Genomic DNA, 14328 nt, shown 5'->3' with positions numbered 1-14328 from the left:
GAGACCGGTCCGGCCGGCTCACACGCGCCGTGACAGGTGTGTTCGAACCGTCCGCTGACAGTCACCGCAGATCCCGTACAGTCGCGTCGCACTCGAGAGGAGCGGGTACCGGACCGAACAGTCCGAATAGACGGATTCGACTAGCGTTCGATACCGAGTCCCGCCCGGTCCGTAGCGATTCGTTGAATGGGTAAACTGTGCCTGTCGGTCCGTCGTGAGCGTCTCGAGTCGATCCCGATAGATCGCGAGTCGCTCGTGTTTTCCTCGGAGCGTCTCGAAGTTACACTGCAGGAGCGACTCGTCGGCCGTCGTCTGGAGCCACGCGAGGATTTTACCAATCTCCTCGATCGCGTCCTCGACCGCTTCCCGTTCGTTCCGAAGGATTTCCTGAACCATCTCTACTTCTCGCTGTCTGGTCTCGATTTCCTCGCAGACGGCCGCTTTGAGCACCGGCGTCCAGCCGGTTTCCGACGCGAGCGCAACGGCGATGTCTTCGCTCAACTCTGCCGCCATCGTCTCGATGAGCGGTTCATCTGCCTCGCGGTCAGCGATGCTGTGGGGACGGACGATTTCGGCGAACGCCTCTCGAGCGGTGACACACCGGGTGCCCCTCGCCGACGGGGCCGGTTGCTGTGACTGAATCGCCGTCGCCATCGCCGTTGGCGTCGCTGCGGTCGCTTGCCGGGTCCATCCCGCCGAGGGACTCTCTGTTGGGATATCGCGAACGCGCCGTGCGAACGTCTCGAACGCCGCTCCTCGCTCTGCGACGGCCTCCTGTTCCTCGTCGAGACACTCGAGCGCGCGATGGACGGCCGTCGATCCGGTCATCGGCCGTCACCCCGCGTACAGACGAGTCCGCTCGACGCGGCGTCGCTTCGCAGGACGAACTGCCAGTCGCCGTCGCCGAGCGCGGTGACGTCGGTCACGCCCAGCGGCTCGCTCGACGCGGCCGACCGGCGCAGAATGTCGATTCCGATCGGCAGCGTGGGGAACCGGGACTCGCCACACTCGATGGCGTACCCCCGCAGGGAGACGGTCCAGACGTCGCCGTCGGTCCCGTCGATTCCATCGCGCGTCACGCCGTACTCCCGGACTAACGACAGCGAGTCGAGGAAGGAGAGGCTCGCTTCGACCGGATCGTCCGCCGGTTCGACCGGTGTGAGGTTCGTCGCCGCGGCCCGCAGTACCTGCATCCGTTCGGTCGCCTCGAGATGGTCTTCGAGTTCCGACGCCATGGTCTCGAGCAACACCAGACAGAGCGTGTTTCGGTCGGTCGTCGCTTCGGCCGCGGTCAGGTACGTCTCCATGATCGCTCGCTCGGCGGCCTCGTGGTTGCGGGCCGAGAGCGACTCGAAGACGGCCCCCGAAACGTCGTGGCAGAAACTGATCAGCGGGCTGTCGTCCCAGGGTCCCCGGTTGCAGTCGGCCGACGGTCGGTCCTCCTCGTCCGCGATTGCTCGCGTGACGTCGCGTCGATCCTCGTCCGTCTTCGCCTCTGTGCCCGCGTCCGCGTTCACCAGTCGTTCTTGGCAGACGACCGGATCGTAAAACGGCAACTGCGGATCGTATCGCCTGAGTGCGGCGCGGTACTGTTCGGTCGCTTGTGCGGCGTCTGCCGCGTCCGTCCGGGTCGCGAACCGCTGTCCGGCGACCGGGACGGGCCGTTCGCCGGAGCGCGCACAGACAACGTAGTATTCCCCATCGTTGCTGGCCAGTCGTTCGATGTGTTGGCGAATTTCTCGGAGTGTCGTTCCGACCATGTATGTTCCTCCAGTCGTATTCGGGTTCTGTCGTGGACCGCGGACGCTCCTGACCGCTCACGCGGACGATCGAACCGCGCTACGGCCGGTTTGTCACCGTCCCGTCCCCATCGGGTTGTCGGGGACCGCTCTTATCGTTTAGGCTAACCTAAACTGTAATAAGTTCACCGGATGTTAGGTCTCCCTACTTATGGCTCGAAGCAGCTCCCGTTTCACCGGCTGGCGGAATTTGGTATCTCGGTATGAGATTTATTATTTACATGGTCGCCCGATACGATCCGTTCTCTCGTTCGCATGCCGCGAGTCGACGGAGTGGTTCGATACAGCGGCCGCTCTCGAATGACTTGCTACCGTCCGTGCAACTGGGTAACATGATCGTTCGCGAGCGCCTAAGGCCCCTCCGAATTCGCGTCCGAACCCCCTTCTCTTCGATGCGAGCGGACGACGAATTACAGCGGAATTACTCGAGCGCGGCCGCGCCATCACGGTGGCTCGCGCAACCGACGGTATCAATCACCCGACTTCGAGGCCATCGCCGACGACGTAACCAATCCGGACGAGGTAGCGATACTCACACCGAGTCACGATGCCGTCGCCTCGGCGCTCGGCCCGGGTGAAGACGACGAGGTTGACGTACTCACGGACCTGACCGCCGATCTCATCGAGGAACTCCGGCGGACGGACGTCGACCGCGTGCTCCGGGTCGGCAGCGCGGGCCGGTTCTCGGTCAGGCCTGACACGACACTGATCGAGACCGATGAGTACCCGGACGAACTCGTGGCCCTCGCACGGACCCACATTGACGCGCTCGAACTCATTTGGGAGGCCGACGTCCTCGAGTGGTCCGCTCTCGTGCCCGCGATCATCGAGTCCGGAAAAGAGCGGGCGAGTACCGAACCGCCGCGGGTAGACTCGTCGCCAACGAGGACGAGAGCTACATTGCAATGAACGATTGATCGCGTTCGTTGATGAACTCGAAAACGGAGACGTCGTCCACACGCAGTTCGATATCGGCTACTGAGTGCCAGGTACTGCCATCGATGCGTCCCGCCATTCTCGTCCATCGGTAACTATTGACGTGGCTTTTCGATCGGCTTCGACCGCGTGGCCGCGTCTCGCGCCCTTGAGCGTCGAATCACAGAAGCGGGGAATATCCACCAATATATTCTATAATGCTATATTGAATTCTGGTCGGCCTATTATTGCCGGGCGGCAGCACAGTGTTTATACTGGATAACAAGCTATTGGTGGTACGACCCCGCAGTACCCGCTCTTGGACCCCATGACCACTCAGATTCCGTTCGCGATCGACTTTCACGTCCACTCCGACGACTCCTACGACGGGCACGAACCAATCGAACTCATCCTCGAGCACGCCGCCGATATCGGACTCGACGGCGTGGTCATCACCGATCACGACGAGATCGAGGAATCGCGGCGCGCCGCCGATCTCGCGCCCGAATACGGACTAATCGGCATTCCCGGCGTTGAGGTCTCGACGCAGCACGGTCACCTGCTGGCGATCGGTGTCGAGACGCGGCCCGATCCCGGCCAACCGTTCATGGACACTGTCGAGACCGTCCGCGAACTCGGCGGTGTGGCGATCGTTCCCCATCCCTTCCAGCGCAGCCGTCACGGCGTCCGGAAAGGCACCATCGACGACGCCGATGCGATCGAGACCTACAACTCGATGGTCTTTACCGGCTACCGTAATCGCCGCGCCCGGACGTTCGCCGAGCGCCGCAACTATCCACAGATCGGTGCCAGCGACGCCCACTACCTGCCGAACGTCGGCAAAGCCTTCACTGAGGTCGTCGTGACGCCCGACACGACGAACCCGACGAAGGCCGACATCGACGGGGAGCACCTCGTCGAGGCCATCCTCGAGGGCCGGACCCAAATCCGCGGGAAGCGGACGCCAATCCGCAAAAGCGCCGTCCAGTACGGGAAGGGTGCGGTGCGGAAAACGGCCTACCTGTTCACCTCGCGCGCGCCGCTCCTCCCGACGGTGCCGGCCTCGATGGACAGATCGACCTGACGACGAGAAGACATAGATAAGCAAGCACGCGTTCTGCTGATGCTGGCAACAAGGGGGGACCACTCTCTCCCAGCCGATTTCTCCTCACGGGTGCGAAGCACCCGTTTGGATGGTTCGCGGGACCGTCGGTCCCGCGCTACCGCTCAGTCATTCTTCCCTCGCTCATCCACTGTCAGAGCGGGCTCTGACAAGCTGCTGAAAAATTGAATATGTTTCGCATCACGAGATGGCTTCGCCGTCTCGAACGACTTCGCTCGCAAACTCGCGAGGACCTCACGCAGTATCAGTGGCCGTCCTCACTGTCGTTCGACCGACTCACAGCGCGCGCCACTGCATGCTAGATATCGACCGGAGTAACACGTAGATGACCCGTTCGCTGACTCCGCTAGGAGAGCTGTTTGCCGACAATCTCGTCTGCACGTTCGATGAACGACTCTTCTTCTCCCTTCGGAACCGTCGCCCCTGCAGCGACGTCGTGACCGCCACCGTCGCCGCCGACAGCGCGGGAGGCCTCGCCCATTACGACCGAGAGGTCTAGTCCCTGCCGGACGAGCGAGTGGGTGCCCCGCGAGGAGACCTTGACTTCGTCCTCGTTCTTGTCTGCAAAGGCTATAATCGGCTTCGAGCGGCTGATCCCCTGGTTCCCCATCGCCATTCCGGCGACGATGCCGACGATGGTCTCGCGGATCTCGTCGCTTGCGTGGAACCACTGGATGTGCTCCTCTTGGGTCGTACCCTCGCTCGTGACGAGATCGATACCCTCCGAGAGGTTTCGCCGGTGTTCCCGCAAAAGTTGGCGCGCACGCTCGAGCGCGCTGTCCCGGTCACCGAGACAGACCCCAAGGCCGACGTCGGCCCGCTCGTAGCGGGCGGTCGCGTTCAGCAGGGTCGAGAACTCGCTGGCGTCCCGGAGTTCAGTCCCGACGGGCTCCTCGCTGAGGACGTAGGCCGTGCTCACGAGCCCGTCGATCTTTGTTGCGGGGACGCCACTCGAGACGGCCCGCCGGACGAGCGCGCTGGCGACGGTCTGTTTCTCCTCGTTCGTCAATCCGGCCCAGCGCCGCCACTCTCCGTCGCGTTTCAACTCGAGGTCGAGGCCGTCGAGGAACCGCAACGCGCCGTTCTCGTCGTTCGAGATGCCGGGGATGTGGACGTCCGTGGCGTACTCGAGCAGTTTGGGGAGCGGCCGGGTCTGTTTGCCGTAGAGTGCGAGGTCCTTGCCCGTCTCGAGGACGCCGGCCGAGACGCCCTCTTCGACGATGCCCTCGTTCGCGCCGTGGAGTTCGCCCCCGGAGGCTTGCATATCGCCGACGGCGCCGACCACGGCGAGGGCTGCGAGGTCGCAGTTGTCGGCGCGGGCGTTCGCGGCTCCCGACGCGGTAACGGTGCCACCGTCAGAGCTTTGCTCTGACGAGGTCCGCCTCGTTTGACTCGGCTCACCACCGTCGGAGCGCGGCTCCGACGGATCCGGGCCGCTGTCGGAAACGTCCGCCAACGCTCGCGCGAGGACGTAACTCGCGCCGGCCCCCGAAAGCTCGGAGGCCCCGTTGATACCGAATAGAAGGGGATTGAGGTGGTACTCGGTATCTCGGTCGGCGGGTTGGTGATGATCCGCGATGATCGGCGTGAAATCGCCAGCATCCTCGTGGTCGCCGATACGATCGAGTTGGCCGCTCCCGAAGTCGGTAAACAGGACGGTCTCGTAGTCGGTCGCTGCGATCGCGGCGAGCACGTCCTCGTCGAGTTGCTTCTCGAAGACCGTCTCGAACGGAACCCCCGCCCGCTCGAGCGCTTGCGAGGCGATCGCGGCGCTGGTGAGTCCGTCGGCGTCGATATGCGAAGCGAGCAGTACACCATCGGCCTTGCACAGCCGCTTGGCGCACGCTATCGCGCGATCCTCGAGTTCGGGAACCGGCCCTGCCATCGAGGGATTGTGGGGCGGCTTCGTTCATAAACCCGCGGATCGTCCCGGTCGACCGTGCGGTCGGGATCGGGGGCTCACAGCGAGAGGACGAGATCGTCGCCATCCCGCTCGTAGGTCGTCTCGAACGGGTTCGATCGGTCCCGCATCGTCTCTCGAAGCCAGGCTGCCGCGTTCTCGTCGGCTCGAGAGACGGCTCGGTCGTCGATTGCAACCGGAACGAGCCGAAGCTCCTCGAGGCTCCCGCTCTCGAGTCCGACTTCAAAGAGGAAGCTGCGGTCGTTGCGCAGCTTTTCCTTTGTTATGTAGTCGTCGACGATGTCGCCGGTATCGTGGAGAATGAGGCCATCGCCGTAGCGTTCGACGCCTTGGACGACGTGGGCGCTGTGGCCGTGGACGAGGTCAACGCCCTGATCGACGAGCCAGTGACTGAATGTGACGTAGTCCTCGTCGGGGTACTCGACCCAGTTCGGTCCCCAGTGGACCGAGGCGACGAGCAGATCCGGCTCGCTCGCGTTCGCCCGGTCGATCGCCTCGCCGACGATCCGGCGGCTATCGGACGACTCCGGATCGAATTCGACGTAGGCCGTCCCAGGTCGATCATTGGTCGCGCCGTACTCCGAGTAATGGTCCGCAAAGGAGACGACCGCGACATCGATATCGCCAACGGAGACAGTCGCGGGTTCGCGGGCTGTCGCTGGGCTCTCGCCAGCACCTGCGTATCCGATGCCCCCATCCTCGAGGGCGTCGACGGTGTCCCGAAGCGCTGCCGGCCCGTAATCCAGCATGTGGTTGTTCGCCAGTGACGCGAACTTGACGTTCCCGGCCTCGAGAGCGGGGACGGCCCACTCGGGATCGGCTCGGAAGTAGTACGTTCGGTCGGGGAACCGGTCGCCCCGCCTCGACAGACAACACTCGAGATTACAGCAGACGCCGTCCAGCGACTGCAGTCGGGGCTGGAGGTCGCCCCAGACGGTCGCCGGGTCGACGCCGGCCCGCCCGTAACGGCCGTCGACGTTTCGGCCGAGCATCGTATCGCCCGCGAATCCGATCGTCGTGTCGTAGCGCTCGTGGTCCTCGAACGCGGTCGGTTCGGCTGCGGGCGCGGTACAGCCGCCGAGCACTGCCGTCCCCGCCGCTGCCAGAAACCGTCGCCGGCCCCCGCTCATCGGTCGGATAGGTGTGCCCGCGTGTCTCCGCGAGTATCTTGGTTCGCGATCGCTCGAGTCCGTTCGGGTCGGCTCATCGATCCCTCGTTTGAATTCTAGGTTCAAATAGCCCGTCGGGCTGTCATCTCCCATCTTGTCCTACCAGCCATCGTCTCTGTTCAATGAACAGTACAGTTAAGATTCCACGATAGAAGGGACCGGTATGGATGTCCTGGTCGCTGGCGGCTCGGGATTCATTGGGCAGTCCCTGTGTCGCGTCCTGCTCGAGCGCGGGCACGCGGTGACGGTCGCCTCGCGGACACCCGACGCGGCCGGGTTGCCAGCGGCCGTCGACACGGTCGCTGTCGACGTGACCGTCCCGGGACTCGACGACGTCATCGACGGCCACGATGCCGTCGTCAATCTCATTGCGCTCCCGTCGCACGTCCAGCCGCGAGGGCAACGCCACGAGGCAGTCCACTTCGACGGGACCCGCCATCTCGTGGCGGCGAGCGAGCGAGCCGGGATCGACCGATTCGTCCAACTGAGCGGACTGGGCGTCGAATCGGGCGTCGAGACGGCCTACTTCCGGGCGAAGCGGCGGGCCGAACGCGTCGTCCGCGAGTCCGAGCTGGCGTGGGTGATCTACCGCCCGTCGGTCGTTTTCGGCGACGGCTGTGCATTTATCCCGTTCGTCGAGCAGCTGGCACTGCCGCTGGTCACGCCGCTTCCGGGTGGTGACCAAACGTGGCTCCAGCCGATCTGGGTCGAGGATCTCGCACCGTTGCTCGCGGACGGACTCGAGGACGACCGTCACGTCGGCCAGTGCTACGAGATCGGCGGACCTGAACGACTCACGCTCGCCGAAACGGTCCAGCGGATTCGCGGCGGGGGTGTCGTCGTGGCGATCCCGATGGGCCTTGCCGCGGTCGCGGCGATGGTCGTTGATCCCCTCCCCTGGATTCCGTTCGGCCGCGACCAGTACCGCGTGCTGGGGCTGGACAATACGACCGCGGACAACGACGTCACGGCGTTCGGAGTGTCGCCGGACTCGCTCCGGACGCTGTCGGCGTCCCTCGCCGACGATCATCGATAGCGATACGGAACTGATCGAACTATGAGACCGATACGAACCCGGACCCGCCGATTCGCGTCGTTTGTCCACCGACCAGAGGGACCGCCGTGACCGGCCTGTTCGAGCGCGAGGTCGGCGACGCGTGGGAGACGCTCCACCCTTGCGTTCGCGACCGGTACGGCCTCGAATCGGACGAGGGCCGCGAGGCGGTTGGCGCCGGTCAAATGTACGACCTCGACCGGACCCCCCTCGCAGTGCCGGTGCTCTGGCTCGGCACGCTAGATGACTTCCTCTTTCCGGAGCGGGGCACTAACATTCCGTTCACGATTATCACGGAGCCGTTCGTCGATGACGAAGGCAACGAGGCGCTCGTCCTCCGCCGGCGCTTCGATACCTCGCCGCCGCGGACGTTCGTGGACACGCTGCGATGGAACCCCGCTCGAGGCTGTCTCACCGACCTCTTCGGCAGACACGGATACGTCGCCGCCGACGTCCACATCGACGCCGAGGATGGCGCGCTGGCGCTCTCGATTGGCACACAGTGGCTCCGGGTCGGCGGTCGGTACCTCGAGCTTCCGTCTCCGCTCTCGGCCGGCGGACACCTTCGCGACTGGTACGACGACGATGACGGCCGGTTTCGGGTCTCGGCCGCGATCACTAACTCGGTCCTCGGGACCGTCTTCGAGTACGAGGGAGCGTTCGAAAACGAGCTTCGACCGCGCGAGGCCGTCGCCGACGCCGCGCCGCCGTCGGCCCTCGGCGGAATCGATCTGCCGGGTGAGAACGCGTGAGCGATTGCGAGACGACCGCCGATCGAGCACAGGGTCCGTCGACGACTGCACACCCTCGTCCCCGAGTCGCCGGTCGACGCGTCACCGATCTGAGTGTGGCAGCCGGTGGGATTGTCTGGCTGGGTCTCGCCGTCGGGACGATCAGCGGTGTGATCCCGATCATCCCCGTGGCGCTGTACGTGGCACTCGCCGCACTCGTCCTCGTGCCGCTCGGTCTCAGTGTGGTCGACATTCCTCGAGACGCGATGACTGCGACGGTCGCCTATCGGGCCGCCGTCGTTGGACAGGCCCCGGCCGCGCTGGCGCTCGTCGCCGCACTCGCCGCGCCACAGGGATCACCGGCTGCAATTGCGCTCACCCTCCCGTGGCTCGGGGTCACCGGTGCGATCGCGCTTTGTGGGCTCGGACGGCTCGCGGCCCGCGGCGGCGGACCGCTGCCGGAACTCGCCATCGACGCCGGGCTGCTGTACGTACCGATCGCCGCCGCGTTTCTCTGCCTGCACGCGGCCGGAATCAGTCTCCGATTCGCACCGATAATCGTCCTGCTGACGGGTGTCCACTTCCACTACGCCGGGTTCGCGTTGCCGCTCGTCGTCGGCCTGACCGGTCGAATCCTAACGGGCGCAGACGGGACGTTCCCAACGACGATCGCGGGACGCGCGACGGCCGCGACGACGGTCGTCATCGTCGTCGGTATCCTCTTGATCGCGATCGGAATCACGTTCTCACCGATAGTCGAGGTCGTCGCCGCCGTCGCCTTTACCGCCGCTGTCGTCGGATTCGCAATCCAGACGCTCTATAATGCCGTTCCCGCCGCGCCGCGATTGCCGGGACTCTTGCTCGCCGTCGCCGCGCTGTCGGTCTGCTGGACCATGGCACTGGCGCTCGCCTTCGCGTTCTCTTCGCTCCCCGGGACGCCATCGCTCGTTACGATTCCCGAGATGATCCGCTGGCACGGGAGCGGCAATGCGTTCGGATTCGCGCTGCCAGCCCTAGTCGCGTTCCGTCTGCTCGAGGCGTGATACGCGCCGAAAAGAGCGGTCTTCGGAGTACGCTACGGCTCGCGTGCCGCCGTCGCTGCCATCGTCTCCCGAGCGAGCGCGTCGAACGTCGCTTCGTCTGGGACGACGTCGACGTCGATTCCGAGCGACGCGGCGGTCTCGGCCGTCGGCTCGCCGATGACGCCGACGACGGCATCCGCGAGCCCTTCGAGTGCGTCCTCCCGAATCCCTCCCTCTGTTGCGGCCTCGAGGAAGTGTTCGACGGTCAGCGACGAGGTGAAACAGGCGGCGTCGAGCCCGCCCTCGGCTGCCAGCACCGCCGACTCGCCGCTGCCGTCGGGCCGAACCAGCCGGTAGAGAATCGTTTCGTGGACATACGCGCCTGCGTCCTCGAGTCCCTCGAGCAACACTGGACTGCCGTGATCGCTGCGGGCAACCTCGACGCGCGCGCCGTCGACCCGGCTCTTCAGGGCTGCGACCAGCCCGCTTGAGGTAAACTCCTCGGGAACGAGGTCGACCGTGTACCCTTCTGCGCGGAGCGCATCGGCCGTTGCGGGGCCGATCGCACAGACGGTCTCGCCGCTCGGTTCCCAGCCCGCGTTGGAGACGAGTTCCGCGCCGGTCTTGCTCGTGAAGACGACGTAGTCGGCGTCGGTTCGCGGCGTCGCGTCGGTGGCTTCGACGGACAGCATCGGATCCGGAACCGGCTCGGCACCGAGTTCCGAGAGCAACTCCTGAGCTCGCTCGAGGCGGTCGTCGTCGGGCCGGAAGACGGCGACCGTGGGCGTGGCACTCATCTATTGTTCCTCGTCCTCGGCAGTCCCGTCGTCGTTTTGCAAAAAGTCGACAACCGACTCGCGCGTGCCGGCGACGTCACCGATCACCGTCACCGCGGGCGGCGAGATCTCCGCCTCGTCGCGGGCGTCGACGATCGTCTCGAGAGTGCCCGTCGCGACCTGCTGGCCGGGCCAGGTGCCGCGTTCGACGAGTGCGACCGGCGTTTCGGGAGCCATGCCGGCCTCGAGCAGCGCTTTCGTGTAGTCCGGGAGCCGGCCGACGCCCATCAGGACGACGATAGTGCCGCCGGTTGCGGCCAGAGCCTCCCAGTCGACCGCCGACTCCGCCTTGGTCGGGTCCTCGTGGCCCGTGACGAAGCTCACCGAGGAGGCGTGATCGCGGTGCGTGACCGGGATGCCGGCAACCGCGGGCGCGGCGATCGCCGACGTGATCGCGGGCACGACCTCGAAAGGAACCTCGTGGGCCGCGAGATACTCGGCCTCCTCGCCGCCGCGGCCGAAGACGAACGAGTCGCCGCCCTTGAGCCGGACGACGGATTTCCCCTCGCGGGCGAGTTCGACCAGTCGCTCGTTGATCTCCGACTGGGGCGTGCGCTCGCCGCCGGCGCGCTTGCCGACGTCCTCGCGGCGGTCCTCGGGGAGGGTCTCGATGATCTCCGGGCCGGGAAGTTTGTCGTGGAGGACGACGTCCGCGGCCTCGAGCAGGCGCTTTGCCTTGACGGTCAGGAGATCGGGATCGCCGGGACCGCTGCCGACGAGGTAGACGGTGCCCGGGTCGGCGTCGATAGCGTTGTCTGACATTCGCTACTTGCTAGCTATTTCCCCTCGGGCTTATCTTCCTCGGAGACGCCCTTGTCGTCACCCTCGTCACCGTCGGCCTCCTTGCGTGCCTGCTCGATTAGCTCCGCTGCACCGCGATCCGCGAGGTCCCGCGCAAACTCGCGGGCGGCGTCGGCGTGGGTCTCGACCGGCAGATCCCGACTGGCAGTCACCGATTCCTCGCCGTCGCGGTCGAAGACGCTGACGGTCGCGCGGACGTACTCGCCCTGGACGATCGCGTAGATGCCGACCGGTGCGATACAGCCGCCGCCCAGTTCCGCCAGAATCGTCCGCTCGACGGTCGTCTCGACGCGACTCCGCGGGTGATCGATGTGCGTCTGAATGTCGCGGGCCGTCTCCCCGTCGGGTGTGGTCACCGCGAGCGCTCCCTGTCCCGGTGCGGGAACGAACGTCGACGTCGGTAATTCTTGGTAGTCGACGTAGTGGGCGAGCCCGCTGCGCTCGAGGCCAGCCTGCGCGAGGACGATCGCGTCGTACTCGGTCTCAATCTCGCGGCCAAGCGCGCCCTTCTCGAGTTCCGAGAGGTCGTCAAACCACTCGTCAGTGGTGCAGTCGTACTCGGGCTCGAAGTCCTCGTCCCCGGTGTTGCCCTTGCGTTCCTTGTCCGCTTCCGTTCTCTCGTGATGTTCGTCCTGCAGCGCGGGCGCGAGCAACTTCTCGATGCGCGTATCGACGTTTCCGCGCAGCGGCTCGACCGAGAGATCGTCCCGGTTCGAGAGGAGTTGTGCGCGCCGGCGCAGACTCGAGGTGCCGACGGTCGCGCCATCGGGCAGTTCCTCGAGCGTCGCGCCGTCGGGCGTGATGAGGGCGTCGCCCGGCTGTCCCCGTTCGGGAACCGCGGCGGTCACGAGTTCCTCGGGTTGTTCGGTCGGCATGTCCTTCATCGAGTGGATCGCGGCATCGAGGTCACCCTCGAGAACGCGCTCGTCAAGTTCGCGGACGAACGCGCCGGTCTTCCCGAGTTGATGGATCAACTCGTCTCTGATCTGGTCCCCCGTCGTCTCGACGGTGACGAGTTCGACCTCGTACCGGCGTTCCTCTAAGGCCTCCTGTACTAGGGCGGCCTGTCGCCGGGCGAGTGCGGACCCCCTCGTCGCCAATCGCAGCGTCCCGCGCGTTCTCATAGCAACCAGTCGGGTCCTCGAGTATGAAAAGCGCACGCTTGTCCGACGCGGCAGTTACGGATCGACTTCCGATGCAACGAAGACACGACGCGGTGGATATCCGTTCTGTATCGTATAAAGGGCCGATTTCGAACGAATCTGTTCGGCCCGAATCTTATCAGTATCAGTTCAGTATACACTCCCGATGAGCGAAACGCTCTATGAACGACTCGGTGGCGAAGACGCGATTACGGCCGTCGTCGACGAATTCTACGACCGCGTCATGGCGGACGAACAGGTTGCAGGCTACTTCGACGACGTCGATATGCAGAAACAGCGCGCACATCAGGCCCAGTTCATCAGTTCGGTCACTGGCGGGCCGGTCGAGTACGCCGGCGGGGAGATGGAAGCCGTTCACGCGGACATGGGCATCACGCCGGCGGATTTCCAAGCGATCGCGACCCACCTCGACAACGCACTCGCGGCATTCGACGTCGACGAGGGCGACCGCGAGGTGGTCCGCGAGGAAATCGCGAGCTATCAGACTGCAATCGTCACGGCCGCGGACTGACTTGTTCGCAACGGGGCCGGCTGGTGGGAGGTGGTCGGAAACGCTAACCGCGTCGACCGTCGTTTGCAGGATATGCAATGGCCGTCGGATGTCAGTGTCCTCCCGAAAGACCAGATTCCGACGTATTTGATCGGGTTTGGAATGGGACTGTCGTTCGTGGTGCTCGCTGAAATCGGTCTCCTCTTTTCGTTCGATCCGGCACTCATCTTCAACGGCGAGTTTCTTGTCGGGGTCGTCACGACGATTCCGTTTCTAATCGGGATCACGTACGCCGGTTATTGGCTCCGCTCGTCCCCGCTCTCATCAGCCCGGTACCCGCGCATCGCGTGGTGGTGGCTCGGTGGCCTGCTCACCTTTCTCTCCGTCAATATCGCCCTTATGGCGGTCATTCCGACCGAATCGTGGGCCGTTATCGTTTCGTGGGGTCGGTGGGCCACGGCCTTCGGTGCCGGGACCGGGCTGCTCATCGGGTGTATCGAAGGCCGTACCATCGAACGAACCCTGACCGCCGAACGCGCCGCGCTCCGGGCGGAACATCTTGAGGAGCAACGTGATTACCTCGATTACCTCAACAGCATCCTCCGTCACGAGGTGTTGAACACCGCAACGATCATTGACGGCTACGCGTCGCGGGTCCTCGATGAGGAGTCAGCGTTGGACGACCGCAGCCGGCAGTGGCTCGAGATCGTTATCGACCAATCCGAGGAAATGTCGACGGTGATCGACGACGTCCGCGTGTTGCTCCAGACGACCGAGGGGAGCTACCAGCCTAAGCCCGTCGACGCCGCCCAATTGCTGGCCGACGAAGTTCGAAAACTCGAAACCGAGTGGGAGACGGTCGACGTGGAGACGTCGGTCCCGGACCACGTCTTCGTCCGTGCCGACGACTTGCTCGCCCGGATCTTCGGCAATCTCCTCTCGAACGCGGTCGAACACAATGACGCTGCGACACCCCGCGTCTCGATCACGGTCGAACCCGGCCCCGAAACCGTCCGGTTCGAAATCTCGGATAACGGACCCGGGATCCCCGAATCGGAGCGCGACTCCCTCTTCAATCGGGTCGAGAGCCGCGGGAGCACGCACGGACTAGGCCTCTATCTGGTCGACCAATTGGTCGCCCGCTACGACGGGACCGTCGAACTCACCGAAACCGGTCCCGAGGGAAGCCGCTTCGCGGTCGAACTCCCCATGGCCTCGAGCGAACGGGATGACGAATCGATCGCCGACGCAACGAAGGCAGCGCTCGTACTGGAGTGAGATGGTCCTGCTCGTCGTCACCCTGT

General features: G+C 64.9%; 14 protein-coding genes. 7 read left to right on the top strand and 7 right to left on the bottom strand.

The features are described 5' to 3' along the window. Positions 1–18: 18 nt before the first annotated feature. Together K6I40_RS18745 and K6I40_RS18740 are read right to left on the bottom strand one after the other, a co-directional pair. Positions 19–828 (bottom strand): hypothetical protein, encoded by an 810-nt coding sequence (locus tag K6I40_RS18745; protein ID WP_222915347.1) that lies wholly within the window; start codon positions 826–828, stop codon positions 19–21. Continuing rightward, complete coding sequence (locus K6I40_RS18740; RefSeq protein WP_222915345.1) at positions 825–1760, bottom strand: hypothetical protein; 936 nt, start codon at positions 1758–1760, stop codon at positions 825–827. The genes K6I40_RS18745 and K6I40_RS18740 overlap by 4 nt, the downstream gene beginning before the upstream one ends. 459 nt (positions 1761–2219) lie before the next feature. Here K6I40_RS18740 and K6I40_RS18735 point away from each other — a divergent pair, with 459 nt between their 5' ends. After that, positions 2220–2708, top strand: coding sequence for an NAD(P)H-binding protein (locus tag K6I40_RS18735; RefSeq protein WP_345779446.1), 489 nt, complete (start codon positions 2220–2222; stop codon positions 2706–2708). A gap of 334 nt (positions 2709–3042) precedes the next feature. Continuing rightward, the gene (locus tag K6I40_RS18730; RefSeq protein WP_222915343.1) at positions 3043–3798 is read left to right on the top strand and encodes a PHP domain-containing protein; all 756 of its coding nucleotides are present in this window, start codon (positions 3043–3045) and stop codon (positions 3796–3798) included. Between the two features lie 385 nt (positions 3799–4183). Here the strand turns inward: K6I40_RS18730 and K6I40_RS18725 are convergent, their stop codons facing one another. Together K6I40_RS18725 and K6I40_RS18720 are read right to left on the bottom strand one after the other, a co-directional pair. Then, positions 4184–5722 (bottom strand): DHH family phosphoesterase, encoded by a 1539-nt coding sequence (locus tag K6I40_RS18725; protein ID WP_222915341.1) that lies wholly within the window; start codon positions 5720–5722, stop codon positions 4184–4186. Between the two features lie 74 nt (positions 5723–5796). Next, positions 5797–6888, bottom strand: coding sequence for a CapA family protein (locus tag K6I40_RS18720; RefSeq protein ID WP_222915339.1), 1092 nt, complete (start codon positions 6886–6888; stop codon positions 5797–5799). 202 nt (positions 6889–7090) lie between these two features. On the opposite strand from K6I40_RS18720, the gene K6I40_RS18715 reads away from it, so the two are divergent. The 3 genes from K6I40_RS18715 (at position 7091) to K6I40_RS18705 (ending at position 9755) form a co-directional block, all read left to right on the top strand. Next, positions 7091–7963 (top strand): NAD(P)H-binding protein, encoded by an 873-nt coding sequence (locus tag K6I40_RS18715; RefSeq protein WP_222915337.1) that lies wholly within the window; start codon positions 7091–7093, stop codon positions 7961–7963. Between the two features lie 86 nt (positions 7964–8049). Then, positions 8050–8733: a DUF4166 domain-containing protein gene (locus tag K6I40_RS18710; protein ID WP_222915335.1), complete on the top strand. Its 684-nt coding sequence runs from the start codon at positions 8050–8052 to the stop codon at positions 8731–8733. Continuing rightward, positions 8730–9755, top strand: coding sequence for a YndJ family transporter (locus K6I40_RS18705; protein WP_222915333.1), 1026 nt, complete (start codon positions 8730–8732; stop codon positions 9753–9755). The genes K6I40_RS18710 and K6I40_RS18705 overlap by 4 nt, the downstream gene beginning before the upstream one ends. 32 nt (positions 9756–9787) lie before the next feature. Here the strand turns inward: K6I40_RS18705 and K6I40_RS18700 are convergent, their stop codons facing one another. From K6I40_RS18700 to hemC, 3 genes are read right to left on the bottom strand one after another with little or no spacing between them, the layout of a single operon-like run. Continuing rightward, positions 9788–10531 carry a uroporphyrinogen-III synthase gene (locus K6I40_RS18700; protein WP_222915331.1) on the bottom strand — a complete coding sequence of 248 codons (744 nt, stop codon included), beginning with the start codon at positions 10529–10531 and terminating at the stop codon, positions 9788–9790. Next, a complete protein-coding gene (cobA, locus tag K6I40_RS18695) occupies positions 10532–11332 on the bottom strand; it encodes a uroporphyrinogen-III C-methyltransferase (RefSeq protein ID WP_222915329.1) in 801 nt (266 codons plus the stop codon). 14 nt (positions 11333–11346) lie between these two features. Continuing rightward, positions 11347–12495 carry a hydroxymethylbilane synthase gene (hemC, locus tag K6I40_RS18690; RefSeq protein WP_222915327.1) on the bottom strand — a complete coding sequence of 383 codons (1149 nt, stop codon included), beginning with the start codon at positions 12493–12495 and terminating at the stop codon, positions 11347–11349. A 184-nt stretch (positions 12496–12679) separates the two neighbouring features. Here hemC and K6I40_RS18685 point away from each other — a divergent pair, with 184 nt between their 5' ends. Together K6I40_RS18685 and K6I40_RS18680 are read left to right on the top strand one after the other, a co-directional pair. After that, entirely contained in the window at positions 12680–13045 is a 366-nt protein-coding gene (locus K6I40_RS18685; RefSeq protein WP_222915325.1) for a group 1 truncated hemoglobin, read from the top strand. A gap of 72 nt (positions 13046–13117) precedes the next feature. After that, the gene (locus K6I40_RS18680) at positions 13118–14302 is read left to right on the top strand and encodes a HAMP domain-containing sensor histidine kinase (protein ID WP_222915323.1); all 1185 of its coding nucleotides are present in this window, start codon (positions 13118–13120) and stop codon (positions 14300–14302) included. Positions 14303–14328: the final 26 nt, after the last annotated feature.

The organism is Natrinema sp. SYSU A 869 (genome assembly GCF_019879105.1).
Classification (GTDB): Archaea; Halobacteriota; Halobacteria; order Halobacteriales; family Natrialbaceae; genus Natrinema.
This window is presented reverse-complemented; position numbering and strand designations above follow the sequence as displayed.